This window comes from Mesorhizobium wenxiniae (genome assembly GCF_002284535.1).
GTDB classification, from domain to species: Bacteria; Pseudomonadota; Alphaproteobacteria; order Rhizobiales; family Rhizobiaceae; genus Mesorhizobium; species Mesorhizobium wenxiniae.
In genome coordinates, this window is the sequence record NZ_NPKH01000030.1 from 163834 (window position 1) to 188894 (window position 25061).

Annotated in this window: 16 protein-coding genes; 4 read left to right on the forward strand and 12 right to left on the reverse strand. The window is 58.3% G+C overall.

All coding sequences use genetic code 11. From position 1 onward, the window contains the following. Window positions 1-54: 54 nt before the first annotated feature. Complete coding sequence (locus CIT31_RS24870) at window positions 55-1797, forward strand: type I secretion system permease/ATPase (RefSeq protein WP_165778548.1); 1743 nt, start codon at window positions 55-57, stop codon at window positions 1795-1797. Between the two features lie 188 nt (window positions 1798-1985). Next, window positions 1986-3323 (forward strand): HlyD family type I secretion periplasmic adaptor subunit, encoded by a 1338-nt coding sequence (locus tag CIT31_RS24875; RefSeq protein WP_165778550.1) that lies wholly within the window; start codon window positions 1986-1988, stop codon window positions 3321-3323. A 37-nt stretch (window positions 3324-3360) separates the two neighbouring features. Here CIT31_RS24875 and CIT31_RS24880 read toward each other — a convergent pair whose 3' ends face one another. The 6 genes from CIT31_RS24880 to CIT31_RS24905 all read right to left on the reverse strand — a co-directional run bounded on the left by CIT31_RS24880 (window position 3361) and on the right by CIT31_RS24905 (window position 9566). After that, entirely contained in the window at window positions 3361-4623 is a 1263-nt protein-coding gene (locus tag CIT31_RS24880; RefSeq protein ID WP_095520772.1) for a polysaccharide biosynthesis/export family protein, read from the reverse strand. Then, window positions 4610-5887 (reverse strand): hypothetical protein, encoded by a 1278-nt coding sequence (locus tag CIT31_RS24885; RefSeq protein ID WP_095520773.1) that lies wholly within the window; start codon window positions 5885-5887, stop codon window positions 4610-4612. The genes CIT31_RS24880 and CIT31_RS24885 overlap by 14 nt, the downstream gene beginning before the upstream one ends. Continuing rightward, entirely contained in the window at window positions 5884-6888 is a 1005-nt protein-coding gene (locus CIT31_RS24890) for an SDR family NAD(P)-dependent oxidoreductase (RefSeq protein WP_065009407.1), read from the reverse strand. The genes CIT31_RS24885 and CIT31_RS24890 overlap by 4 nt, the downstream gene beginning before the upstream one ends. 76 nt (window positions 6889-6964) lie before the next feature. Next, window positions 6965-7663, reverse strand: coding sequence for a sugar transferase (locus CIT31_RS24895; protein WP_095520774.1), 699 nt, complete (start codon window positions 7661-7663; stop codon window positions 6965-6967). After that, entirely contained in the window at window positions 7660-8796 is a 1137-nt protein-coding gene (locus tag CIT31_RS24900) for a DegT/DnrJ/EryC1/StrS family aminotransferase (RefSeq protein ID WP_095520806.1), read from the reverse strand. Before CIT31_RS24900 ends, CIT31_RS24895 begins: the two co-directional genes overlap by 4 nt. 47 nt (window positions 8797-8843) lie before the next feature. After that, entirely contained in the window at window positions 8844-9566 is a 723-nt protein-coding gene (locus CIT31_RS24905) for a nucleotidyltransferase family protein (RefSeq protein ID WP_095520775.1), read from the reverse strand. A 633-nt stretch (window positions 9567-10199) separates the two neighbouring features. Here CIT31_RS24905 and CIT31_RS24910 point away from each other — a divergent pair. Beyond that, entirely contained in the window at window positions 10200-10874 is a 675-nt protein-coding gene (locus CIT31_RS24910; RefSeq protein ID WP_065009410.1) for a LuxR C-terminal-related transcriptional regulator, read from the forward strand. Window positions 10875-10969: 95 nt separating this feature from the next. Here CIT31_RS24910 and CIT31_RS24915 read toward each other — a convergent pair whose 3' ends face one another. Then, entirely contained in the window at window positions 10970-12655 is a 1686-nt protein-coding gene (locus CIT31_RS24915) for a PAS domain S-box protein (RefSeq protein WP_342586952.1), read from the reverse strand. A 317-nt stretch (window positions 12656-12972) separates the two neighbouring features. Here CIT31_RS24915 and CIT31_RS24920 point away from each other — a divergent pair, with 317 nt between their 5' ends. Beyond that, window positions 12973-13683: a helix-turn-helix transcriptional regulator gene (locus CIT31_RS24920; protein ID WP_065009412.1), complete on the forward strand. Its 711-nt coding sequence runs from the start codon at window positions 12973-12975 to the stop codon at window positions 13681-13683. Window positions 13684-14813: 1130 nt separating this feature from the next. On the opposite strand, the gene CIT31_RS24925 is transcribed toward CIT31_RS24920, so the two are convergent. The 5 genes from CIT31_RS24925 to CIT31_RS24945 all read right to left on the reverse strand — a co-directional run bounded on the left by CIT31_RS24925 (window position 14814) and on the right by CIT31_RS24945 (window position 23818). Then, a complete protein-coding gene (locus CIT31_RS24925; RefSeq protein ID WP_095520777.1) occupies window positions 14814-17030 on the reverse strand; it encodes an oligosaccharide flippase family protein in 2217 nt (738 codons plus the stop codon). A 73-nt stretch (window positions 17031-17103) separates the two neighbouring features. Beyond that, window positions 17104-19323, reverse strand: coding sequence for a GumC family protein (locus CIT31_RS24930; RefSeq protein WP_095520778.1), 2220 nt, complete (start codon window positions 19321-19323; stop codon window positions 17104-17106). A gap of 1 nt (window position 19324) precedes the next feature. After that, a complete protein-coding gene (gene asnB, locus CIT31_RS24935; protein WP_095520779.1) occupies window positions 19325-21322 on the reverse strand; it encodes an asparagine synthase (glutamine-hydrolyzing) in 1998 nt (665 codons plus the stop codon). Window positions 21323-21326: 4 nt separating this feature from the next. Beyond that, window positions 21327-22595, reverse strand: coding sequence for an O-antigen ligase family protein (locus CIT31_RS24940; RefSeq protein ID WP_095520780.1), 1269 nt, complete (start codon window positions 22593-22595; stop codon window positions 21327-21329). Continuing rightward, complete coding sequence (locus CIT31_RS24945; RefSeq protein WP_095520781.1) at window positions 22592-23818, reverse strand: glycosyltransferase family 4 protein; 1227 nt, start codon at window positions 23816-23818, stop codon at window positions 22592-22594. Before CIT31_RS24945 ends, CIT31_RS24940 begins: the two co-directional genes overlap by 4 nt. Between the last annotated feature and the right edge of the window lie 1243 nt (window positions 23819-25061).

Here is a 25061-nt window from a genome sequence, read left to right on the forward strand (position 1 = left end):
ATTCGACATGACCAACACGTTCGCGCGCCAATTTCGCACGAAAGATCGCAGATCATGAAGTCAACGCAAGGGCGCTCGCCCGATCTACGCTCCGCTATGTTCGGTTCAATGCATGGACTGGTTGGCGTCGGCGTTTTCTCGGCAGTGATAAACGTTCTCGCCCTGACCGGCTCCGTCTATATGCTCCAGATCTACGATCGCGTGCTGCCTTCCCAGAGCATTCCGACTCTCATCGGATTTACGATCGGGATGCTTGGCCTCTACGCTGTCTATGGCCTCCTCGATTTCGTCAGGCTTCGCCTGTTGGTCCGCATCGGCAGCCGCCTGCACAGAGATCTGCAGCAAAAGGCGTTCGCTGCCTCGCTTTCCCTGCCGCTTACTGCTGGGCAGGATGCGAACCGGGTGCAGCCGCTTCGCGATCTGGACCAGTTGCGCGGATTTCTTTCCGGACTGGGACCGACGGTCGTCTTCGACGCACCTTGGATTCCGTTTTATATGGTGGTCATCTATCTGCTGCACCCTTCGCTTGGTGTGTTGGCAACCGTCGGCGCGGCTGCTGTCGTACTTTTGACGGTAGTCGCGGAAGTCGTTGCCCGCAAACCCGCCGCGCGTGCTTCCGAGACGCTCGTGGCACAGCGGATTCTTGCCGATTCCGGCCGCCGCAATGCGGAGGTCGTCCAGGCGATGGGCCTTTCCGCTCAGCTCGGTCGGCGCTGGAACGAGATCAGCCATCTTTACCTCAAGAACCAGGAACAGCTCTCCGATGTCGTCGGCGCAGCGAGTTCATTGTCGAAGACACTTCGAATGGCCCTGCAGTCCTCGGTACTGGGGCTTGGTGCCTACCTTGTGATCGGCGGCGAGGCTTCGCCCGGCGTGATCATCGCATCGTCCATATTGCTGGGCCGCTCATTGGCGCCGGTCGATGTGGCAATCGCAAACTGGAGAGGATTTCTGGCCACCCGGCGAAGCTATACCGATCTGGCGGCAGCGTTGGATGCTTTCGGTAGCCAGAAAGACCCTATGGAGCTGCCGCGCCCACAGACACAGCTTGCGGTCGAGGAACTGACGGTCGCGCCACCAAGTCTGCAGAGACCAACGCTCGTCAATGTAAGCTTTCGCCTGTCGAGGGGCGCGGGGTTGGCGATCGTCGGCCCGAGCGGCTCTGGCAAAACGACGCTCGTGCGTGCTTTGGTCGGGGCATGGAAGCCGCTTCGCGGAACAGTAAGGTTGGACGGCGCCTCGCTCGATCAGTGGAATTCGGAACTGCTCGGAACCCATATTGGCTACCTGCCGCAGGACGTTGAACTGTTCGACGGAACGATCGCAGACAACATTTCAAGGTTCGGCGGCAAGAGTGACGCAAAGGGCGTGCTGGCAGCCGCCAAGGCTGCGGGCGTGGACAAGATGATCATGCGTCTGCCGGAAGGTTTCCAAACGCGCATCGGTGAAGGCGGAGCGGCCCTGTCGGCTGGGCAGAGGCAACTCGTTGGGCTCGCCAGGGCGCTTTATGGCGATCCATTCCTTGTCGTTCTCGACGAACCAAATTCCAATCTGGATGCAGATGGCGATGTTGCCCTGGCCGGGGCAATCCTGGCCGTGCGCGAGCGTGGCGGCATCGCGATTGTTGTTGCGCATCGTCCGTCAGCTCTCGTCAACATCGATCAGGTGCTCGTCTTGTCGAATGGCATGCTCCATTCATTTGGCTCGCGCGAAGACGTTCTGGCAAATGTGGTCCGGCCCTTCCCGCGGCAAAATAGTGTCGTCCCGCTGCAACAAGGTGCAAGCGGCCATGCGTGAGGTCTTGCTCCGTGTCTGATGTGTCCCTGTCATCATATGCTCCGGTTGCTGGCGAAAGCCAACCGATCGGAGCGAAGCCAGAGCCGGATGGCCTCCGGACCAATCTGCTCTTGGGGCTGGCAGCATATTATCGTTCCGCTGCAGAAAGGTGCAGGCGGGCCTATGTGAGGTATTGTTCTAGCGTGACCGTGTCGTCATATGCCGCGGTCGCTGGCGAAAGCCAATCGTTCAAGACGAAGCCAGAGCCGGATGGCATCCGGGCCAATCTGCTCTTGGGCTTGGCAATCACCTTCCTGTTGATCTTCGGCGGAGGACTCTGGCTGGGCTTGACCAAGATTGCCGGCGCGGTGATTGCACCTGCCACTGTGGTGGTCGAAAGCAACATAAAGAAAGTCCAGCATCAAACCGGCGGCACTGTCGGCGGCATCTTCGCCAAGGACGGGGATCATGTGCAGGCCGGCGACGTATTGGTCAGGCTGGACAACACATTGACCCGAGCAAACCTGCAGATAATCAGCGAGGATCTCAATCGCGCCACCATTCGTCTGGCCCGGCTGGAAGCCGAGCGACAGGGTCTGCCGGAAATGCAGATTCCGCCCAGCCTTCGGGTCAAGATGGGCGACCCGCAACTGGCGACGCTTATCAGTGGCGAGCGGGCCGTGTTCGAAAGCCGTGCTGCGGCGCTGGCGGGCCAGAAGGCACAATTGCAAAGCCGCTCGAAGCAACTGGAACGTCAGATCGATGGCCTCAAAGCGCAGCAGGCGGCGATGGACGAGTCGCTGAATCTGCTGACGCTGAACCTTGCTGACGTCGAGTCTCTCTACTCCAAGAAGTTGGTCTCTAAAGAAAGGCTGAGCACCATCAGCTTGGAGAAGAGCCGGACTCGCGGCGAGTCAGGACGCCTTGTCGCGGCAATCGCCGAGGTTCAAGCCCGCATCAGTGAGACTGACCTGCAGGTGCTTCAGCTCGACGAGCAAATGCGGAGCGAGGTAACGAGCGAACTTCGCGAAACGGAAGCCAAGCAGACCGAACTCAATGAGCGCAAGGTAGTGGCGGAAGACGAACTCGCCAGGACAGATATCCGCGCCCCACAGTCGGGAACGGTACAAGAATCCGCGGTCCACACCATCGGAGGCGTGATTGCTCCCGGAGAAGTGCTCATGATGATTGTGCCCGATGCCGACAACCTGGTTGTCGATGCGCTCGTTTCTCCAGAGCGTATCGATGACGTGCGTCCAGGACAGCGGGTTTCAATCCGCTTTCCGGCTTTCGACGTAGGGACGACACCTGTTTGCCAAGGCTCGGTCAACCGCATCTCTGCAGATCTGATTAAGGATCAGCAACGTCAGCTTTCATACTTTTCGGCGCGCATCAATGTCGAAAATTCCACGACCTGTCTGACGGGAGCGAAAATACTCAAACCCGGCATGCCCGCCGAAGTTCACATACGCACTGACGAGCGCAATGTATGGTCCTATTTGCTGAAACCCTTTACCGACCAGGTTTCCAGAGCTTTCAGACAGTAACGCAATCGGCAATCGCGACAGAACAAGGTACAGCAGTCTATCGGACCGCAGCGTTCTCGAGACCGTTGCTGAACCTTACCTCTATCGTGTCACCCGGTGATACCTCGGTGTCTTCTCCGGCCGGCTGTTTGCGCCATTCCTCACCCATCTTGCGAATGATCGTGACCTGAGCCTGGATGGTTTCGCCGGCAACTGGCAGTGGCTGGGCGGACGCCCCCGTGGGCTGCAACTTCTGGCTGGCGGCGCGAAGTCTTGCGGTGATGTCGGCAAGACGCACGTTGGTGTCCTTCAGCTCAGTCAATAGAGCCATCCTTCTCAGGTTGTCATTGCGCTCGCGCTGCCTGAGAAAATCATCCTGCTGGCGTCGTGTTCTCATGAGCTCAACCGACGTTTCGAGCGCCCGGCTGGAAGAGAGAATCACACCGCGCCGGACATCGGCGAGTCTGTCGTTGGTCAGATTGCCTGCTTTATGCACTTTCGTTATTCGTGCCAGGTCGTCCTCGTCCGCTTTCACTGCCTCGGCTTCGGCCTTCTCGCGCTTGAGCAGGACCTCGATCTGCGCCGCAGCAGCCTTGGCACTTTGTTCAAGGTAGCTTTGCTCCTGCTGGAAGTTGTCCAGGGAAATCTTGAGCCCTTCTGCTTCAGCCTGGGCGATTGCCGACACGAAAGCGGCCGACAAGGGTGACCCTTGTGGTGGCTCCATGTCGAAATTCGCCTGGTTCTGAAGTTCGGCGCGCAGGCGGGCGCTATGAAAATAGTCTCTGGTGTACTCCCCCCAGGCCGATTCATAGTCGCGCCGCAGATCCACCGGATCTGGGCCAACCTGGTTTGCCCTTGCCCGCAGAAGGCTGAAACCGCCAGACACGGCGATCGCCTGCCGCACGGTCATGAGCGGTCGGTAAGCCTGCTGTCCGGGAGTGAGCACGTCGCCGGTCACGTAGATCGGGCGATACTCTGCTATCACGGCGGTGACGTCGCTCGGCTTGACGACGATCATTTGCTCCCGCCCATCGGGCAAACGCTGGTGAAATATCTTGGTAGTCAAGATCGTCTCCATGCGTGTCTGCAATTCGGCCGGAGTGAGGCCGCCGACCGAAACCATGCCGACTTCGGGAAGCGCGATCGTGCCGTCCATTTGAACCATGACACGTTGCGTTCGTTCCGGGATGGAGGCAATTCCTATCTCGACGGTATCGCCGGCGGAAATTCGATACGCGACCCGCGTCTCCGCTGCGGCGGCCATACCCACGGCAGCCAGCATACCAAGCGCGGCAAGAAGGATACGATTAGTGAAGACCATTGGTGACAATCTCCTTCCGGTTCAACGTCGACTCTTCCGGCCAATCGACACGGGAGACGAAGTCGTAGACTGGCCCGCCGGGCACGCCCCAGTTGCTCGACCAGATTACCTGCGAGCCGTCAGGGGACGGTGAGGCATGACTCTCGCTTCGATAGTCTAACTGAGTGCTTCTCGTTTGTGCGATGCGTCGGACGTCCCCGCTGCCATCGATGCGCAGCGCGATCACTTCCTGTGCATATGGCGCCCAGTCCGGGTGAGCCGATATCTCATCCGGATCGCCGCCATAGGTCAGGAACACCCAACCAGGCCTATCCAGCGCACGCAGGGATGCATGCATGGCTTCGCCGTATTTCACAAGTGGGGTGACCCTGCCGTCGGACAGCCTTCGCTTGATCACCTGATACTTGTCCGGATCGGACTTGCTGATACCGACATAGACTTCGCTGCCGTCGTCATCGACTGTCATATCGCCATGCCCGGGCCGGTGATGTTCCATCCACCTCTGGAGCAAAGTGCCCTCGACACTAAAAATGAAGCCCTGTTCGATGCCGCTTGTTATCTCCTGAAGGCATAGAATGTTAGTTCCGAGCGGAGAAATCGAGCAGGTGCCGTTGGTTCCGCCAATATGCTCAAGATCGATGTCCGGGAATTTCCGCCGTTGCTTGAGATCGTAAGCAAAGACCACCGCATCGCCATTCTTACGCACTGCGCGCACGGCTATGCGGTCACCGTCACGGCTTGGATTGCCCTTGCCCGGCCCGAAATGGAAATCGTGATACTCAGTCGAAACAAACAGGACATCTTCGCGATTGGTCCGTGGCGCCCAGGTCGACACTTGCCGACCCTGAACGCAGATCATCAGATCGGCGTTTTGAGGGTGCCATTCGCATTCAGTCGATCGAGCGCGGCGGAACAGCGGAGCATATGTGTGCCCGTCGAAAAAGCACATGCCGCCGCTACAGCCGTTGGTAATGACGAGAAGGCTCTGGTCTGAATTCCAGGCTTGGGCACTCGAATAACGGTGGCTGCAATATTTGTTCCCGCATGCGACCCCATTGCCAAGCACTCCCGGCTTGGTAATGCGCGTAAAGATTGTCCCAAACGCCGGATCCGTCACTGGGCGCAGATAGTCGGGCAGATCCATCATCACCGGCGCGACAAATTGTGTCTGCTCGCTGCTTTGCCGGCTTCCGGCCGCGGGCAGACCCAACGACATGGCAACGGCAATCAACAGCAGAGCCGATGCACGCTGGTAGAAGGTCATGTCATATAACCCATTTCGCGGCGTACGCGGCCTTCGCTGAGGCGCGCCTGCCACCATCCGATGGTTCGCTCCAATCCTTCCCGCAGGCTGGTCTGCGCCCGCCATCCGGTCTTCGTCTCGAGTTGCGAAGAATCGGCCAGCAAGGCACGGACTTCGGAATTCTGCGGCCGCAGACGGCGTTCGTCGCGGTGAACGGGTTTTTTGGAGCCGCTCAACTCGAGCACCAGATCCAATACGTCCGAGACCGTCACAGCGCGCTGGCTTCCGGCATTGTAGGCATGGCCGAATTCGAGCTCGGCCGAACCTGCGGTCAGGAACGCCGCCGCAGTGTCTTCCACAAAAGTAAGGTCGCGGACCGGACTTGTGTCCCCGACCATGATCGCCGGGCAGTTTTTGTCGAGAGCCTGCCTAATGATGGTCGGCACGATGGCCCGCTCACTCTGACGTGGGCCGTAGGTATTGAACGGTCGCATAATCACGACGGGGACGTCGAACGACCTGGCGTAGGACTCTGCCATCATGTCCGCGCCGATCTTGGATGCCGAATAGGGTGACTGGCCCTGCAGCGGATGGGATTCGCGGATAGGCATGGTCTGTGCAGTGCCATAGACCTCGCTGGTCGAGGTGTGCACCACACGCTCTGTCTCCCATTGCCGCGCCGCTTCGAGGACATTCACTGTGCCCAGGATGTTGGTCTCCACATAGGATTGGGCGGCCGCGTATGAGTATGGAATCGCGATGAGTGCGGCGAGATGAAACACAACGGCCTGGCCACGCATGATCCGGCTCAGGAACGCGCTGTCGCGAACGTCGCCGCGGACGAGGTTCAACTGGTTTCGAATGGTGTCCGGCAAATCATCCAGCCAACCATGACTGTCGAAGGAATTGTAGAGGGCGAGCGCCGTGACATCCGCCCCACTACGGACGAGCGCTTCGGTGAGATGCGACCCGATGAACCCATCGGCACCCGTAACCAGAACTTTCCTACCCCTGTAGTTCATGACTAAGCGTTCCTCCCCCTATGACGTGAAGCGCTGACTTGCGGATTCACCAGAGCCTGGCCATGCCAAGCAGTTCTCACATGCCGATTGGTGGCGGCGAGACCAGGCCGACCGGCGGCCGCGAGACCAAGCCGAGAACCGCCAGAAAGCCGCGCATCATCCAGATGATGTCAGCGGCGATCGTCCGCTGCGGATAGTAGGAGAGGTCGATCCTGGCCTTGGCAGGAAACAGAACCTCGCGGTAGAACAGTATCGGATCCGCGGATCGCGGATAGAATTTGGCCTCATGCCGGAAGAGAACCTGGGCCGGACCCAACAAGCCCGGCTTGTATTGTAGAACGGCCTCGAAGCCACCGCGGAAACAATCGGCAAAGACAAGGCTCTCCGGCCGCGGCCCGACAATTGCCATCTCGCCTCTGAAGACATTCCACAATTGCGGGAGCTCGTCGAATTTGGTGAGGGCGAGGAACCGACCTATTCTCGTCATGCGGCTGTCGCCGGCCATAGTCAGCGCCAAGCCGCCGGGATCGCATCGCACCGCGAATTTGCGAAACTTATACATGCGGAACGGCCGCCCACCGGCACCCACGCGGGTCTGCGTAAAGAAGATGGGCCGGCCGCCTTCAAGTAAGAGCGCCAGGGCGATCACCAGCATCAGCGGAGCGAAAACTATGGCGGCTGCTGCAGCGATTACGAGATCAATTGCTCGTCTCGCAAACCCATGGGCGGCGCTTGAGACAACAGATCGATGGATGGATAAATCCAAGGCATTCATGCTGCTGTTCCTGCTTGGGCGCAACTGTGGACTGCAGTGGCAAGAGCGGCCGCCACTGATTCGACGACAGGCGCGGTGATCTGGGGATGCAGTGGCACCGTGAGCTCACGCTGGGCAAAGTCCTCTGTCCGCGGCAAATATGTGCCGGGGAAAAGCTCGCGATAAAGCGTCATCTGGTGCACCGGCGGATAGTGGATGGTGGTTTGTATTCCTTGCCTGCGCAATTCATCGATGACGTCTTGCCTGTCAGCGTAACGCGGCAAAAGGACGGGCATGATATGATAGGCGGACGTCCGCGGCTCGTGGAACGGAACTGTCACGGCCGGACAATGTTTTGCGATCAGACGTCGATACAGCATGACCAGAATACGCCTGATCTCGTTCCACTCCTGCAGATTCTGCAGCTGGACCAGTCCGATTGCAGCGCGCATTTCATCCATGCGATAGTTGAATCCGAGCATGGTGACATCGTACTGCGGCGTGCGACTGTTCAGCCTCTGATGTGTCCCCGTGGTCATGCCGTGCCCACGGGCCTGGCGGATTGTCTCAAGCAGCTTGGGATCTCGGGCAATCACGGCCCCACCTTCCGCCGTGGTCATATTCTTGTTGCCATAGAAGCTGAAGGCGGCCGCGGCACCAAATGTACCTACCTCCTTCAGGCCGGGCGCATGCGCGGCATCCTCGATGATCTGCAGCCCTCGGGCACGAGCGAACTTCTGCCATTCTTCCCGATTGGCGAGATAGCCGGCAAAATGTACGAGAATGACCGCCTTGGTGCGCGCAGTGCATCGCGCTTCAGCTTCCACGATCGACATCAGCGGCACGTCGGCCGACTCGATATCGACAAAGACCGGAGTGGCACCGACGTAGAGAACCGCGTTTGCGGTCGCCACGAAGGTCATTGACGGGACCAGCACTTCGTCGCCTGGTCCGATACCGAGTGCATGTAGAATGAGATGAAGCGCTGCAGTACAAGAATTGACCGCGACGCAATCCTCTGCACCATGCATGTGGGCAAAAGCCTCTTCAAAGGCTCTCACCTGCTCTCCCATGGTCAGCCAGCCGCTATCGATGACCTTGGACAAAGCTGCCTTCTCCGGCACACCCAAAATTGGGGCACTGACCAAGAGCATCATAACCTCCTAGACTGTTGGACTGTGGGATCGGCTTGGCGATGTCGTCATGCGGCCGTGGCAGTGACCTCGATCGAGGCCGACTGGTCTTCCCAGGAAATGGCTTGTGCATTCTGGAAATCGTCGACGCGCCCAATATCGAGCCAGAGGCCATCATGCTTGTACACGTGGACAGTTGTACCGGTCTGCATCATCTGCAGCATCAGGTCGTCAAACCCGAAGGGAATGCCAGATGGAATAAACTGCAGAACGTCTGGATTCATGCAGTAGATTCCCATGCTGACCAGGTGCGAAAGCGTCGGCTTCTCGCGAAAGATCTGCACGGTGTTGTCGACTTCGTCTATGACGCCGAAGTCCATTTTGATCAGGCGGCAAGCTGTCGCGATCGTCACCGGATCGGTGTGCCTGCGGTGCGCTGCCACAAATCGACTGAGGCTTAGATCGGTAAGGACATCGCCGTTGAGGACTATGAATGGTTCTGTCAGCTCATCTCTGATCAATGAGAGCGGTCCGATGGTGCCGAGCGGCTCCATTTCTTGCGTGTATCGAATTTTCAGGTTCCACTGCGAGCCATCTCCGCATACGGTGCGGATCAAGTGGCCGAGATACCCGGTTGTGATGTAGACCTCTTGGATGCCATTGCGTCGCAGCCATTTCAGAAGCATCTCAAGAACCGGTCGAGCACCGATCGGCATGAGCGGTTTCGGCAAGACCGACGTGAAGGGGCGAAGGCGTGTCCCCATTCCACCACATTGAATCACTGCTTTCATCTGGTCCTCCCATGTTCACTCGACCTGAACGCCATCGTTACGCCACAGCATCCGGAAAGCCCGTTCTTGTTCTCTTAAAGGACCGGTGAGGTTTCCCGCCGGCCCTGATCCGGACATTGTAGCTAGATGGTATGTGGCCGTCGGGGGGGATGTCGTCGTGCATTCGAATGGTAGCGATTCAGACATTCTGGTATTCAATAACCGTGCCGATCGACGAAGGCTGGCGCCTGTCGCAGAGGCAGGCTCGGAGCGCGCTTCGGCGATCAGTTCTTGGCCGATCAGCTTGGGGCCACAAGACCGACAAAACCCGAATGAGTGCTTACAATGAGCCTAGTATCCACCAATCGCCGGAACGACCCAGGACAACCCGGCGATTGCGCGGTATCGGCATCGAAGCGAGCTGTTGGGACACGGGTCTTGGAGGCTGAGAACGAATGTTCGACAGGTCAGCCGGCTCCGTTCGCGGAATTCAAAAATAAGAGGAGCGTTTCCCGTTATTTAGGATTATATTAGCAATCTGACGCTTGCGGTGTTGGGGCATCGCAGGTGTTGACTGGATGAATCGACGAGTGGTCGGCCACGACTTTAAGGCCATCACCGTTCAATCATTCCAGGATTCGTTGGGGTAGTTCAATGTATCGAATCGTCATCGCCGACGATCACGGCTTGTATCGTCGTGGCTTGCGATTGGCACTGACCGCAGGCATTCCAGGTGTGGAAATATTTGAGGCGTCGTGTTTCGATGCCGTACTCAGTCTGCTGGCGGAACAGGCGTCAGTTGATCTTGCGATCCTGGACCTGAACATGCCGGGATTGTTCAATCAGGAAGTGCTCAGCGGCATACTGTCGGCTTATCCGGATACACGCTTTGCGATCGTTTCCGGGAATGATTCCCGCTCGGAGATACTCACGGCTCTGTCGATCGGCCTTCACGGCTATATCGTAAAGTCGCAAAGAGACGAGGAGGTGATCATGGCCGTCAACGAAATCCTTTCGGGCCGCATCTACGTTCCTGCACTTCTGTCGCGCCCCGGAGCCGCACAAGCAACGCACGTACCTACTCCGTCCGAGCATATCCCACATCGACGTACCACCACTGGCAATCTTGGCAGGCTGACCTCGAGGCAAAAGGAGGTCCTCAAGCTAATGGCGGAAGGGTATTCGAATAAGGAAATTGCGCGCGATCTGGAAATCGCCGAAGCGACGACGAAAATTCATGCCGCTGCGGTTCTGCGTGAGCTTGGGGTACGGAATCGGACAGAAGCTGCCGTTATGCTGAAGACTTGGCTAACCAGGGATAGCAATTAGAGCGCCGCGTCCTGTTGGGCGCGCAAGGGACGCTCTAAAACTTGAATCTACGCATTATGGCTTCTAGAAACGAGGCCGATTTTTGCGCCAATGCGTTATGGGCCGATTTCCTTGCGCGACAGCCGCAGCGAATATCGCAGCCCGTGATCCGACATTTCCAACTTGGGCGAGTAACCGACAAGCGGCGCCCCATCCACTCCGAGTATCATGGAACCGAAACCATGACGGACAACTTTTGAAGTCCGCCGTCGCCCCGATTCCACCCACTCGAACACGATGTCACTACCTGCGTCTTCAGACGCGAACGTCCAATTTACCTCGATCCGGCCTTTTGAATCGCCAAGCGCTCCATGTTTCAAGGAATTGGTCGCAAGCTCGTGAACAATCATCGCGAAGCTTTCGGCGGCGCCGCCTGAAATCACAACGGAAGGACCGCTGACCGATATGTCGCGTGTTCCCATATACGGCTGCAACTCCTGGACAACGAGATCGTGGAGCATCCCCGACGCATTGCCGTTGCGTGAAAGCAGCAGATGCGTTGCTTCGAGCGCACGAATTCGGTCGACGAGCGTCTCCTTGTACCTGGCGACATTATTCTCGGGAACATCGACCATGTTCACCAGCGCCGTGATCACAGGGAATAGGTTGCTGAACCTGTGGCGTTGTTCGAGCATAATGCGCTCCCGCTTCTTTGCCGCGGCGCGTAGCAGCGTGGTTTGTCGTCGCTCGGTCAGGTCGGCAGCCACGCCGAGCCGCTGTAGACGATCATCGTATTTTTCTTCCCTTCCGCGCAGGGCAACCCAGCGAATATGTCCGTCCGGTCGTCGGACGCGAATCTCGACGTCGTAATTCGTGACTGATGCGAGCTTTCTCGATGCTACCAGCTTTGGCCAGTCCGCCGGATGAATGACGGCTGACAGTTCGTCCAAACGGCGGCTAGCGGCCGGGGGCAGGCCGAGAATGTCCCAGAACGTGCCGGAGCCGGTGACGATCCCGTCTTTAAGGTCGATCCGCCACGTGGCCAGGCGTCCGGCAGACAAAGCGAGATCCAGCCACTCCTTCTGAGCCCGAAGCGCTTCGTGTACGGCTCGTCGTTCCGAGATATCGTCGACCACCACGAAGATGCTCTCTGAGAGAACCCCGTCGGGCACGGATGACGACAGGGTTAGCCGCGCCCAGAATGCCGAACCGTTCTTTTTTAACAGACGCACCTCCGAAGCGAACGAAGCAGAGTCGTTACCCAGGCCCGCCAGCAACTGCGCCAAGGCATCACGGTCGTCCGGATGAACGAGTGTCTCAAGCCGCAATTGGGCAAGCTCCTCCTCCTCGTAGCCAGTCATCTCACTGAGGCGTCTGTTGGATTGCAGAAGCTCACCTCTCTCGTTGGTGTTTGCGAATCCCATGGCGGCGCGTTCGAAAGCCCAACGGTAGCGGTTTTCGGTTGCTTCGACGGCAGCGAGTCTGGTTTCCGCTACTTCCAGCAGCTCACGCAAGTCCTGCCGCAGCCGATGGAACGTCATGGCAATCACGCCGCCCGAAACCACAAGCAGAATGGCGCGCGCCCAATCTTCGCCAGAGATCTGACCATGCAGGGTGCTTCGTGCCCACAGGCCGGCAGCCACCATCAGGATTGTCGCCGCAAGCGCAGGCCCACGGTCTTCAAGATAGGAAATGATTATAATAGCTGGAATAAATTCCAGAAAACTCGAACCTTCCCCAACATATACTGACGCTTTTTTTTCAAATATCAGTGTAGCAGCCAGTACCAATGCGGAGGCCACATGAGTTAGCAGCCTGCCCGATGGGTTCGAATCCGGCCTGCGCGACTGCGAGTTCATAGGCGTAGACTACAACCATTTGACTAGGCCGTCGAGACTAGAGCAAAAAACGTACAACCTAGTCCGACTGCCGGATTGCCATACCACTATCACAGCGCGCATTTTAACCGACGGGGGGAGGCATGACTTGGTCAGAACTCCTCAGAATATATCGAGTTTCCACGTAATAGGGCCCGTTTTTGCGAGCCCTATGCATACAAGACTGTTTGTAAATCCCGAACAACTTATTTTCGGGCTGTGAAACTTGGGGAGGTTGAAAAATGACTCTGATCGATAGACACAGCGATGTCGTTGCGGGCAAACGATACATTACAATAGGGACCAAGTATAACGCCGGCACGCAGATGACGCGGCCCTCGTATGCTTATCCTTCAACTCGAGCATCAGATCGGCCGGACGCAGAGGGCGACGAACCAAAGAAACGCAGCCTGGAATCCATCACTGGCATGCTCGATCGCATCGGCTGTGGATATCTCGTACTGAACCGCGAAAGAAAAGTAATCGAATGGAACGCAGCTGCCCAAACCACACTGGAGCGCCAGGGCGAAGCGGCTGATACAGCCGGTGAGCTTTCGATAGCCCTAAGGCGGCTGATCGCAAATGTTCCGGCCCATTTCCTGCCGGGTTCACTGTCTTGGGTGGTGATCCGCAGCAGAAGCGACAGGCCGGTGATACTGAAAGAGAACGGCCTTATCGCTCCTGACGGAACGAGCATTGTGGCATTGCTCGATCGTGAGAACAGGTCGGGGCCAAATCCTCAGACACTGCAAAGGATGTTTGGCTTGACGAGCGCGGAAACGCACCTTGCGCTGCGCTTAGCTCAGGGCGATGCGCCGTTGGAGATCGCCCGCAGTTGGCGCCTCAGCCGCACCACGATCCGCTCCCAGCTTGCCTCGCTATTCGCCAAGACCGAAACGAGACGTCAGGCGGAACTGGTGGCCCTTCTGGGGCGCATTTCGGTGTTGCCATAAGGGCCGCCGCCTAGGGGCATGTTCCATCCCGAGAGAATCGGGATGGAGCCCTAACTTATTATTTTACCATGATCTTTCCTGACAACCGGTTTGCGCTTCTCGGGATCATGGTCTGGTTCCCAGGCGCCGGGCGTCAGCATCCACCAGATTCAGGCGGCCGGAATTTGGAGCTGTTCCAACATAGGTTCCCCAACCACGGCTGGCTTCGATGCGCCGGCGTACAACGTCTAGGCGGGGACCACCGGTTGGACAATGATCCACACAACCAGTCTGCTCTTTCCGCGCGCTGAAGATGGAATCCGTTTGATCGCGATCAGACCGCTCCGCGGTGGAACTAGCCCTGGCGGGTTCGATCCTCGTCACCGGGGCCGCAGGCTTCATTGCTATCACGTGGCCTTGCGGCTTGGGCGGACGGGAATCGAGGTCGTGAGCGTCGACAATCACACTCCTTTTATGATCCAACCCTAACGAAGCGGGTTTTGCACGCCTCTGTGCCGAGCCGGGGTTCACCCCGCTGCGAATAGATCTGGCGGACTCGGCGCCTTCAGCTGCTGTTGTCAGACTTTCAGCCGTGCATCTCACCGCTCAGGGCCGGCGTGCGTTACTCCGTCCCTGAGCCGCAGCCTATGTGCAGTCGTACATCGTGGCGTTTCTCAATGTGCTTGGGGCTGCCGGCACTTCGGCATTGATCACCTCGTTTACGCCTCGTCGAGCCCTATACCGTTTTCCGAGCACCATCGCGCCGCATCGCGGCTGCAATATCGGCAATAACCGGCCAGAAGAGATCAAGCTGGCTGTTTAAATCATCGAGACGGCTGGCCAGCGATGTACCTTTGCCGCCCCGGCGACGTTCTGGGCACTCGCGCCGGCGTCAGCGACCTTCACAATGCTGTCGGCTCCGCACCCTCGACAGCGATCGAGGACGGAGCGCAATGGTCGACACTTTCATGGGACGGATGCTGCAGCCAGCACAAGCGTTCATGCGGGTCTGAGAGCCCGATGTGTCGGCCGCGCACCTGTCGGGCGGCGCTGTCAGTGTGATCTGATATCCGCAAAATCAATTTTGGAGCGGCCCAGTGTTGGCGCGGCCCAATGGAGCGAATTTGGAATCCAGCTCCGACAACCTCAGGTCAGCGCAAGAACCGATACCGGGGCCGGCTGTCGCCTGCGCCTGTTCTGAACGACGTTAGCGCAAAAATCAGCGCAGGCATGATCTTCAGTCGTTTTCTGATATAGATCGCCATCGCCAGGTTCCAAACGGCCAATGCAAGCGTCAGGCCCACTGCAGCACCCAGCGGACCGTAAAGCTCGATTCCTGCCGCACAGCCTATGATGCCGGCGATTGCGCCAACGATCATGGCTGCTGCTGCTGCCCATTCGTTTCCGGTCATGGTCAACAGATTCAGCTGGGGTCCGCATAGCGCCACAAAGACATATCCGAGCATCAGTACCCGCGCGATGGGTGCTCCTGTGCTGAAATCCTCACCGAACCAGCTCATGAGAGGTTTAACAATCACAACCAGCGGGAGGGCCATCGCTATGGCGCCGGCAGAGGAAAGTATGGCGGCTCGCGAAAATAACTGCTGCAGGCCCTTCCGATCGCCTCGGGTATGAAGGGCAGCCGCTGCTGGCGAAAACATCACGCCGACGGCGACGAGGGCAAGACTCACAAGCAACGCGACATTCAGTCCCAAGGCGAAGATTCCTGCGTCTCGAATATGACCTGACCAGCCCAGCACCATAACCCCGGCCCGACCGATGAAAACATCGAGCCCGGCCATGAGCATGATTGGTGGAACCGCCGCCCACCACTCTTGCGACGCGTCGCTGGGTTGAGTGTGCCGCAAGCCAGGCGGCTGAAACCTTGTCGCCATGATGAACACCAGTCCGACTGTGATGCCCGAACTTGCCAGCACCGCTTGCATCACCAGGGGGGCGTCGAGGGTCCATGATCCGGAAATGGCCGCGACTCCCAGCAACATCACCAACAGGCCGTCGCGTACGATGCGTTCTGGCAAAAGGGCTGAGACACCACCGCCGAAGGCACGAACAAGTGCTGCACCCAAGGCCGAGGCGGTGAACAAAGGCACTGCTGCCATGCCAAGGAGTTGGCTGATTTCAAGTTCCTTGTGAGAAGGATCTGAAAAGAAAAAGATCAGAGCGGCGCCGATCATGCCGAACAGTGTCGCCGCCGCCAGCGATCTTTGCAGAGCAAACCTGACGACACCGTGTGCCAGGTCAAGTCGCCCCTCTGCCCGGTAGGCGGACACGAAGCGCAGTAGGGAGACATTGAAACCAAGCATTGCAAGATAGCCAAGCAGGGTGGTCCAGGCCAGGACATAGGAATAGATGCCATAGCTGGTGGAACCGACGAGGCGGGCAATCAACAACTGCGCCAAGCTGGTCAACCCCGCGCCACCGATATAGATCAAAAGGGCGAAGATGCTAGCGTAGCCGAGAGTCCGACCCATGTCTTCCTGGTGGGACAAAATTACATCCGCCGCAGCAAGAGAGGCCGCAGAAGTTCGTGCGGCCTTCACATCACAATTGTCGACGTCGCTTTGGTCAACCTCGAGTATCTTATGGCCTTGGCTGCCTTTGGCCGCAGGTCGACCTCCGGCTTGCAAAATTTTCGAGATTATCCTCCGCTCGACACACTGAATGCCTTCTAACGAGGACTGATCGTTTAGAGTTTGGATCGGAATGATTTTTCGGTCGGCCCCGACGAGAATATCATTTATGCTTTGAAATATCCCAAACGTGCGCATGTTTGTGTCAAAATCTGCTTCGAAAATTCGCTCCGCAGGCGCTTCATGCTCCATCCGTTGCTGCAAGCGCGTCTCAACGATCGCGCGTGGCGCAACAACTCTGAGTGTGAAATCAGCTGCTGGCGCCAGGCTGAGCGCCTTTGCCAGCGCGACCCTGTCTGCGGATCCATTGAACATTGCCAGCGACGCAATCGCCTGGACGTAGCCCTGATCGAATATGACTACTTCTCTGGATTGCTTCGCCTCATCCCAGCGGCGCGAAAGCTTCAATATGTGCTGCCAGAGCCGGGCCCGCCATATCCTTTTTTTTGGCGGCATCACTCTTATCATGGAAAGCGACGTTGAAAGATCCTTGATCCTGCCTCTCGGCGAAAGCAGGATTTTTAATGTTGAAAATATTGCCGACACGATCCTGAAAATAGCCAGAAAGATTCCAAGATCGACACTCGATCCCCTCTCGCGAGGGCGGTGACTGGGGGCAACCTTGGCGTGGTACCCTTCCTCCCGCAGTCGCCGGGCAAGGGCGTGAGCAAAGGTTCTCTTGCCGGATCCAGGCGGTCCGAAGAGTTCAATGATCATGGGTCCAATCCGTTCGTGGCGATACCTGCGCGATTTCCGCGACCATCGTTGCTTCGAAGTCCGCTTGTGACGCTCATGATGTTTCCTCGAGCAAAAGATCAGCGCTGTCCCCGAACTGGTAACCGGCGTGTTTCTTGAGATTAACCTGCGTGAGGACGCTCCCCACAGGGACCGAAACTGACGCATCGCTCGCAAGCGTTTCCAAAACACCGCGTGCGATACTGCGTCGCGTCCTGCCCCAGCGAACCGCGAAAAGAACCGCATCAGCCCAGCCCGTCAGAAGCCCGGCCTCCGGTCCTCCAAGTCCCAGCGGTCCATTTATGATGACGACAGTGTAGATCGAGTGCAGCTCATCCGTGAACAGGGAACTGTCAACCGTGGACAGCGACGCCAGCAGATCTTCCGACGGTGCGAGAGCCATAAAGTCGATTCCGATTTCAGGCATTCCCGCGATTGCATCGTGCAAGGCACAGCGTTCACTCACATAGTCCCCGAAAAAGTTGTGTGGCTTGAGCGCCGTGAATTCATCCAGGAATTCGTTCGTGAGGCGGGCTCCCGTGCGGTCAAGATCGAGGAAAAGCACTCGGCCCCCCAGTCGGGTGGCTGCCAAGGCCAGGCTCCATGCAAGCTCGGTCTTGCCATCATCCTGGACGCTGGACGTTACGAGAATGATGTGCGACGAGCGATCCCTCGCTTGCTTGGGTGCTGCGGTGACAAGCAGGGATGTCACGGCGCGGCTGTATATGGACCTCTGCTGGCCTAAAACCAGCTGCTTCAGCCGTTTGGCGTGCATTGTGGCCGCTTGTGGTATCAGCCCCAAGCACGGAACCCCGAGCGCTGCCTCAGCTTCGGCCTCGCCCCGCAAAGTCTGATCGAGGCGGTTGCGAACGACAACGAAGACCCCGCCAAGAAGCCCAAACACAACCATACCAGGTGGAATAAGGAAAAGCGGCGACAGGGTCTTAGGAACCGTCGGCGGCCATGCCGCCGAAAGGACCGACACTCCGGCCGAGGGAGTTGCGATGCGCCGTATCAAGTCCTGTTGTTGGGTCAGAAGCTGGTTGTATCGTTCCGTCAAGATACTGACCTGCGGCTCGAGTGCACGCAGCCCGGACAGCCGGCCGGCCGTATCGGCCACAACCGCGTCGAGCACATTCTTGCGACTTTCCAGAGCTGCAATCTGGGCCCGGTAGATGCTGGCCTCGGCAGCGAGACGAGCGGTATCTTGTTCGATCTCGCGGTTGATCGCATCGCTCAAATTTTTATCTGCCGTGTCATTGGCCTGGCGAGCCGCCAGGTCGGCCAGCGCCGGTGATCGGATAGCTTGAGCCAGCGAGGCGACCGATGCCCCCTCCTTTCGCAGCTCCTGAATATGTTGAAGGCGAGATTCCGTGGCGGAGAGATCCGCTTTCGACAAGGAAATCTGCTGGCTGAGTTCAGCTGTCTCCTTGGCGGCGTTGTCCGCAGCACCTTGGTCGACTGCACCATGGCTCAGCCGATACTTTTCCAGACGATCGGTCGCTGCTGCCAGATCGCGTTGTACGCCCGGCAGAGCCGCGACTATCGAGGTGAGTTCCAGTCTATCCGCTGCCTGGCGTCTCTTCGCGAGATCGTCGATATACAATCGGGCGAACGTATTAGCCACCATAGCGGCTCGCGTCGGATCGGGATCGGTAAAGCCTATGCTGATGACTCTCGATCGCAGTTCCTGTCCAACCCTCATGCCCTTTCGCAACGCCTTTAGTTCAGCCGCATCCGCAGCTTCCGGCTTGCCCTGCGGCCAAATTCCGGCCAGCAGGCCGTCTGCAAATGAGCGCAAAATCGGCCGGCCGCCGCGAGCAGCGTCGGGACGAGAACTTCCAGTTCCGGCATCAGCTTGTTCGGCGGTGCCGCCGAACTCCGTCTTGCGCAGCTCTGCCATCACGCGACGCAGATTTCCTTGCGACAAGAGCATGGTTATATTGTCGTCAATGCTGGCATCCAGCATCTCCGGAGCAGGTACCGCGCCGGCGGGCCCATTCCTGCTTGGAGCATCGAGAATAACTTGCGTACTCGCCTCGAACCGGACAGGGACAGCAAAACCCGCAAGCCCGGCCAAAACACCGCCCAGAACCACCATGGCGAGCAGGAACCGTTTTCTCCTCGTGATGGTAATGAGGAGTTGATGGACTGAACTCTGCGCGTCCATCTGCTCGCGCAGCGGCCGCCTCATGCGCGGCTTGGTCTCGTGCGCGGTTACGTGCATCTCAGTGGCGCGCGGAAGTTGCTTGCGGCTGATTATGGAACCTTCCATTTTATACTCCTGCCGGTTCGGGTACACGATACAGGTCCGTTGCGGGCGCCGGTGGCCGACGGGCCTCGTTGCGCCAGGCCTGGAACATCAACGCCGCCCACAAATCACGAGAATGATCCTGCCTTCCATCCAAGTGATCTCGCCAGCACGTCTGCACCTTTGCAAAGTCGAAGATCCCGTCCCCGGACAGGCGCATATCGGCGAGCAGATCGCTGGCCCAGATACGCAGCGGCCCTCTGAGCCAGACTGCTATAGGGACGTCGAAGCCATGTTTTGGCCGGTCGATCAGCCGCTCCGGAACATAGCGATGCAGCAACTGACGAAGTATCCACTTGCCCCTGCCGCGGCGAACCATTACGTCCGCCGGCAGCCGCCAGGCGAAGTCGACAACCCGATGATCGAGAAGCGGGCATCGGCCCTCAAGGCTGTTAGCCATGCTGGCGCGGTCCAGCTTCACCAGTATGTCGCCAGGCAGATAGCCGACCATGTCCTCGTACAGGAGACGTGACAGCAGACCATCCAGCTGCGGCGCACCATTGATCGATATGGGCGGCCTGTGATGGGTGAGGTTCTCGGTCGATGATCCCCTAAGCCGCTCATACAGCTCATCCTCATCTGCCGCGGCGAGCAGCCGAGCCAGGCGATCCAGCCGGTCGCTGCGCAGCGCATGCCGCGCATGCGCTGAAAGCGGCAGCTTGCTGACGAGTTCGTGACGGGCTGCACGGGCCAGCAATCCAACAGCTGTCGCAAGCGTCTGACGCAGCGGCAACGGCAGCTCATGCTGTCGTTTTGCTCGGGCTGCCATGAGGTGGCGAGCGTAACCGGCGAAGCATTCGTCGCCACCGTCGCCCGACAGAGCCACCGTAACGTGCTGGCGAGCCAGCCGCGCCACGAGCAGAGTTGGTATCTGCGATTCGTCTGCAAACGGCTCGTCCCAGGTCTGCGGCAGTTCTGAGATGATATCGCGCGCGGAGGCGGGCGAAAGGTGAAGTTCGGTATGGTCGGTGCCCAGATGCCGGGCGACCTCAGCGGCGTGGGGTGCCTCATCAAACCCGCCTTCTCCAAATGCGATCGTGAACGTGCGCACCGGTTTTGAGGATTGAGCCTGCATCAGGGCTACAACAGCGGAGCTGTCGACGCCGCCAGATAGAAAGGCGCCCAGCGGCACATCGGCGACCATGCGTTGCCGAACGGCAAGTCTCAGCAGCTTGTCGAGTTCATTTGTCAGTTCTTGATCGGTGCCGGCGATTGGTTCCTGCCGACCTTTCTCGGCAACCCGGGCCAGCGACCACCATTGTCGGATGCGGTTCGAAAGGGACCCGGCACTGCGTGCGTGGGCGAAATCTGCGGCCGTCAGGGACAGAACCGAGCCGGGTGGCAGCTTGAAGACGCCTTGCCAGATGCACCTGTTGTCCGGTACCCATCCCCTCGACAGCATCGCCGCCGCCGCATCGAGATCGATCTCCTGACGGAAATCTGGAAAACGGTTGATTGCCTTTAACTCGGAGGCAAAAACCAGTGCGACGCGTGTTGAAGCAACGTAGAGCGGTTTTTTGCCCATTCGGTCGCGGGCGAGATGAAGGGTCCTCGTCCTCCGGTCCCACAATCCGAACGCGAACATGCCGGCAAAGCGCTTGAGTGCGGTGTCAAGTCCCCAATTCTCGATCGCGCACAGCATGACTTCGGTATCGCTGGTGCCGCGGAAACAATGGCCCGCGCCTTCAAGTTCGCGGCGCAGATCCTGGAAATTGTATATTTCGCCGTTAAAGGTGATGATATATCGGCCAGTCGCCGAATGCATCGGCTGGTGTCCCGCCTCTGACAAGTCGACGATGGCCAAACGCCTGTGGCCGAAGGCAACGCCGGCTTCACGATCTGTCCAGAAGCCGTCGCCATCAGGCCCACGGTGACGAAGAACTTTCGTCATTTGCGTTATAGCCCTCAGCGGCTTTGCACTGGCCGCATCGGGTGCAAGAAGGATTCCGGCAACCCCACACATCCCGTCACCCCAAGTCCCTGGAAGTTTCACTAGAAGTAGCCCACACTGCTCGCGGCGTTCCGGCAACAAGGCAGAGGGTCAGCGCAAACCAAACGATCGGGTGGCGGATGATCAGGTGCGGAAACCCGTAAATCATGATCGCCACCACCAGCGCAAAAAGGGCATCCAGCTTCGCACGCCATGCTGACATGGCCGCCGAGCCGACGATCCAAAGCAGGGCCAGGACCGCGATCAGACCACCTTGCGTGTATAGATCGAGGATCGTGTTGTGAGCCTCGAAAGGTTCGGGCAGAAACTGCCGATATTCGACCGAGGGGCGGTCCACATGCGGGCCAGGACCAAGGCCAAGAGACGCTGACGTCACGCCCTTGTAGACTGCATTACCCCACAGCCTGACGCGAAGTGTAGCGGTTTCGGCGGTATCCTCGCCGCCCCTCCCCTTGCTGAGGCTCTTGGCGAAATTTTCAATGCTGCTTATGTCCCTGAGAACGTAGGGCGTCATCGACATCGCCAGGGGGAGGAAGCCGACCATCAGGAGGACGGCGACTTGCCGGGAAACGCTGCCCTTGTCACCGGTCGTGAGCCATGTCCGAACCCGCAGTCCTAGAAATATCAGGCAGGTCAGGACGCCTGTAAGAAGATAGGCATCACTTTTTGTCAGCCTACCGACATAGACGGTCAGAACAAGGCTGCTGAACCCGATCACCCTCCCCCATGGACTGCTTGTGGTCGTAGCAAGATGCAAAGCCAGCGGACCAAAGATTGCGCAATAAATAGCAATTTGGTTCGGATTCTCGGACCAGCCGGTGAAGCGATCCCAGAACCAGGGATTGACGCCGGGCTGGTGGATCCAACCCCACCCAAGCCCCAGCTGAAAGACAAAGCATGCACTCACTATCCCGATCGCCCACCAGGCAGTGCGGCGCAGTTGGCGATCGGCGTCGGGCTCCGCGGCGGCCAGACAGGTGACGCTGGCCAACAGCATGTAGGCCATTATGTCGTGAATCGGCGCCGAGAGGTCCAGGACCGCCGTGGTCAGCAAGCCGACAATCGCACCGACTGCCAGGGTGAACGTCATGATCAGCCAGAAGGTCGCGAGACGGAATAGGGCCGGCGTGGCCTCCAAGTGACCACCGGCGATTACTCGCCCGATCGACAGCATGATCCAGAGCGCTAGCAACAATTCGGTATATCCAAAGGGCAGACCGGGAACACTGAGCTGCACCGCATAGCCCATCGCAATACCGCCGGCCAGCAACGCGTTCCGGATCATCGGCGCGCTCCACCCAATCCGCGGCTTGCGGCATCCTCTTCCAGCACGATCGATGGCGCCGGTCGAGCAAGACCGCCATTGGATTCGGGGCTAAGGACGTTTTTGTAAAGATCGCAATATTGGTCGACTACCCACGGCAGCGCGAACTGCTCCCGGACGAGTTCGACGGAACGACCGCCCATGATCTTTCCGTGATCGCGGTCGGACAGGATGTCTATTATTCGAGCCGCAAGGCCATCGGCATCGTGCGGTGGGACGAGATAGCCGTTCCATCCGTCTTCAACCACGTCATTGCAGCCAGGCATCCTTGAGGCGACGATAGGCAATCCCGCCAGTCCGGCCTCGAGCAGGACGCGCGGAATCCCTTCCCGATATTGTGTTGGAAAGGCGAACAGATCGGCTATGCCAAGAAGGGCTGGAACATCGCGTCGTGGGCCTAAGGCGATGACATGGGGGGCATATCGATCGATGTCCGATTTGTCGACGGCAAATGGCCCTTCGGATTCCCATGGGCCGACAAGCACGAAACGCGCATTGGGCCTTTTGGACAGGATGTGCGGGACTGCTTTGAGGAGTGTCGGGATACCCTTCTGGCGGGTCAGCCGGCCGACAAAAATCACGACTTCAGCGGATTGGAGCCCAAGCTCTTCGCGCATTTTCATCGCGGACGGGGCAAGATGCCTTGCCATGGCGAACGCATCGATGTCGATTCCTGAACTGCGGATCAGCCGTCCGCTGCCGCGTCGGATCAGTCGATAGCGCTCGAAGAAAGCCTGATCGTCCCGATTTTGGAAGACCGTCGCAGCCGTCCAGAAGGACGAAAGCCATTGCAGTCCGCAAAAGATTGGACGCAGGGCCAGAGCCCGTGGCTCCTGCGACGAGAATGTCCAGCCCAGACCATTGATCGTGCGGATGACTGGAGCCTTCCCGCGCACCGCAAGTGGCGTCAGCAGGTTCGGTTTGGTGTCGAAACTTTGGACAACATCCGGTCGCAGTTCCGACATTAATTTTCGAATCGTTCGAATGGCGCCCCACTCCCCGCTGCCGCCGCTGGCAAATCGGTCGAAACCATAGCGGTGATGCGGAATGCCATGCCGCGAAAACGCGGTTTCACCGCCACTCGAGACTGCGGTGACCCGAAAACCCCTTTCGCGAAGCGACATCAGGAACGGAATTCTTAAGGCGTGATCCTCGCCTCCCACACACACGAGATGGGGATTCATCCTGCCTCTCCCGACCATGTGCCGTCCCCGAATCGCGGGAAGTGGCGGGCTTTTGACTCTGCCTTCATGATCTTGGTTTCGCTTCTTCTGCGTGTATGGATGCCAAGTCACGGTACGGGCAGGCTTGCCTACTGTCCTCGTCTGTTTGCATGACGCAAACCGCATTTGGATCAAGGCCTTGCGAGCATCAGGCAGCTAAGTCTCCGACTTGGCGAGGCAATCCACGCCAAGGACCTGCACAGGGTGTGCTACCGAGGCCGTATGGCGGGCCTCCTCGACGCGCATATCCTTCTGCGCAATGAGGGGCGTGGCGGGATCGTTTGCACGTCGAACTTGAGGAAAAATCCTGCGGGCACATTCGCCGGCGGGCGGGGCAATCAAGGACTGCGCTTCCGATAACCGTCCGTTGTCACCTCAGTCTGGGTCGGTCGGTGACTTTGCCAGCCTGAGCATCGTCCCGATCGTGGGCCGGTGCCCCTGTACGCTGGTTGAACAGCATCTCAGTCACTTCCGCCCCTGGTAGAATCTGCCTGCGACCAGCAGGTAACCTAGCTCGATCATCTCCGATATCGGCAATGTCGTTGGCGGATGACATCGTTATGAGCGAGCACCTGCCCACTGTGTCCACAGAAAATTGGGTTGCGACGCCAGAGAACATGGCTTGGCTCAGCACCTAGCTTTAACGCAGTCAGATTCGCCCGCAGGTAAGTGTATATTGTACAGAAAAGCTATTCTGGCTGCCGTTGTATTCATGGACTCTAGTTGCCGGCAGTTAAAATCCGACTTCTGTGGCGCCACTTCAGCGGGTCAGCACCACCAAGGCATCTTCGCGAAATACCGGCTTCGGCGCCATCTATAATTTTTTTGAAAGGCAAAATCCTCGACAGGACATCACTGTCGAAGACGGATCAAATATAAGCAATGTAAAAGACCAATTTGAAAAAAACGGACAATTTATCTGAATGCCGTGGTTATGTATACGATGATAAAATAGAATTTTACTTGGAAATATCGTGGTGATCCTAAGTAAAATTCTGCTTCCGTGAGGCGATCCTGCTGGTGATCAACGAATCTATCAGAGGGGTGTGGGTATGTGATTTGAAGCTAATATACGCCGTCGAGTAGGCAGGCCACCGCGGGGCGCTAAGAAAAAAGGATTATTAATGGCACTTCATTTCGCAGCAGGTGGGTCCGCCACAGAAGTCGCTAGCGCCGGTTTCAATCTGGTCGACGTTCAATACAT

Bases quoted from the DNA above. Each gene is read 5' to 3' on its own strand.
- CIT31_RS24940 (WP_095520780.1), bottom strand. From the start codon at position 22,595: ATGATCCGGAACGCGTTGCTGGCCGGCGGTATTGCGATGGGCTATGCG.
- CIT31_RS24895 (WP_095520774.1), bottom strand. From the start codon at position 7,663: ATGAATGCCTTGGATTTATCCATCCATCGATCTGTTGTCTCAAGCGCC.
- CIT31_RS24905 (WP_095520775.1), bottom strand. From the start codon at position 9,566: ATGAAAGCAGTGATTCAATGTGGTGGAATGGGGACACGCCTTCGCCCC.
- CIT31_RS24930 (WP_095520778.1), bottom strand. From the start codon at position 19,323: ATGGAAGGTTCCATAATCAGCCGCAAGCAACTTCCGCGCGCCACTGAG.
- CIT31_RS24925 (WP_095520777.1), bottom strand. From the start codon at position 17,030: ATGATCATTGAACTCTTCGGACCGCCTGGATCCGGCAAGAGAACCTTT.
- CIT31_RS24900 (WP_095520806.1), bottom strand. From the start codon at position 8,796: ATGCTCTTGGTCAGTGCCCCAATTTTGGGTGTGCCGGAGAAGGCAGCT.
- CIT31_RS24870 (WP_165778548.1), top strand. From the start codon at position 55: ATGAAGTCAACGCAAGGGCGCTCGCCCGATCTACGCTCCGCTATGTTC.
- CIT31_RS24885 (WP_095520773.1), bottom strand. From the start codon at position 5,887: ATGACCTTCTACCAGCGTGCATCGGCTCTGCTGTTGATTGCCGTTGCC.
- CIT31_RS24910 (WP_065009410.1), top strand. From the start codon at position 10,200: ATGTATCGAATCGTCATCGCCGACGATCACGGCTTGTATCGTCGTGGC.
- CIT31_RS24890 (WP_065009407.1), bottom strand. From the start codon at position 6,888: ATGAACTACAGGGGTAGGAAAGTTCTGGTTACGGGTGCCGATGGGTTC.
- CIT31_RS24920 (WP_065009412.1), top strand. From the start codon at position 12,973: ATGACTCTGATCGATAGACACAGCGATGTCGTTGCGGGCAAACGATAC.
- CIT31_RS24945 (WP_095520781.1), bottom strand. From the start codon at position 23,818: ATGAATCCCCATCTCGTGTGTGTGGGAGGCGAGGATCACGCCTTAAGA.
- asnB (WP_095520779.1), bottom strand. From the start codon at position 21,322: ATGTGTGGGGTTGCCGGAATCCTTCTTGCACCCGATGCGGCCAGTGCA.
- CIT31_RS24880 (WP_095520772.1), bottom strand. From the start codon at position 4,623: ATGGTCTTCACTAATCGTATCCTTCTTGCCGCGCTTGGTATGCTGGCT.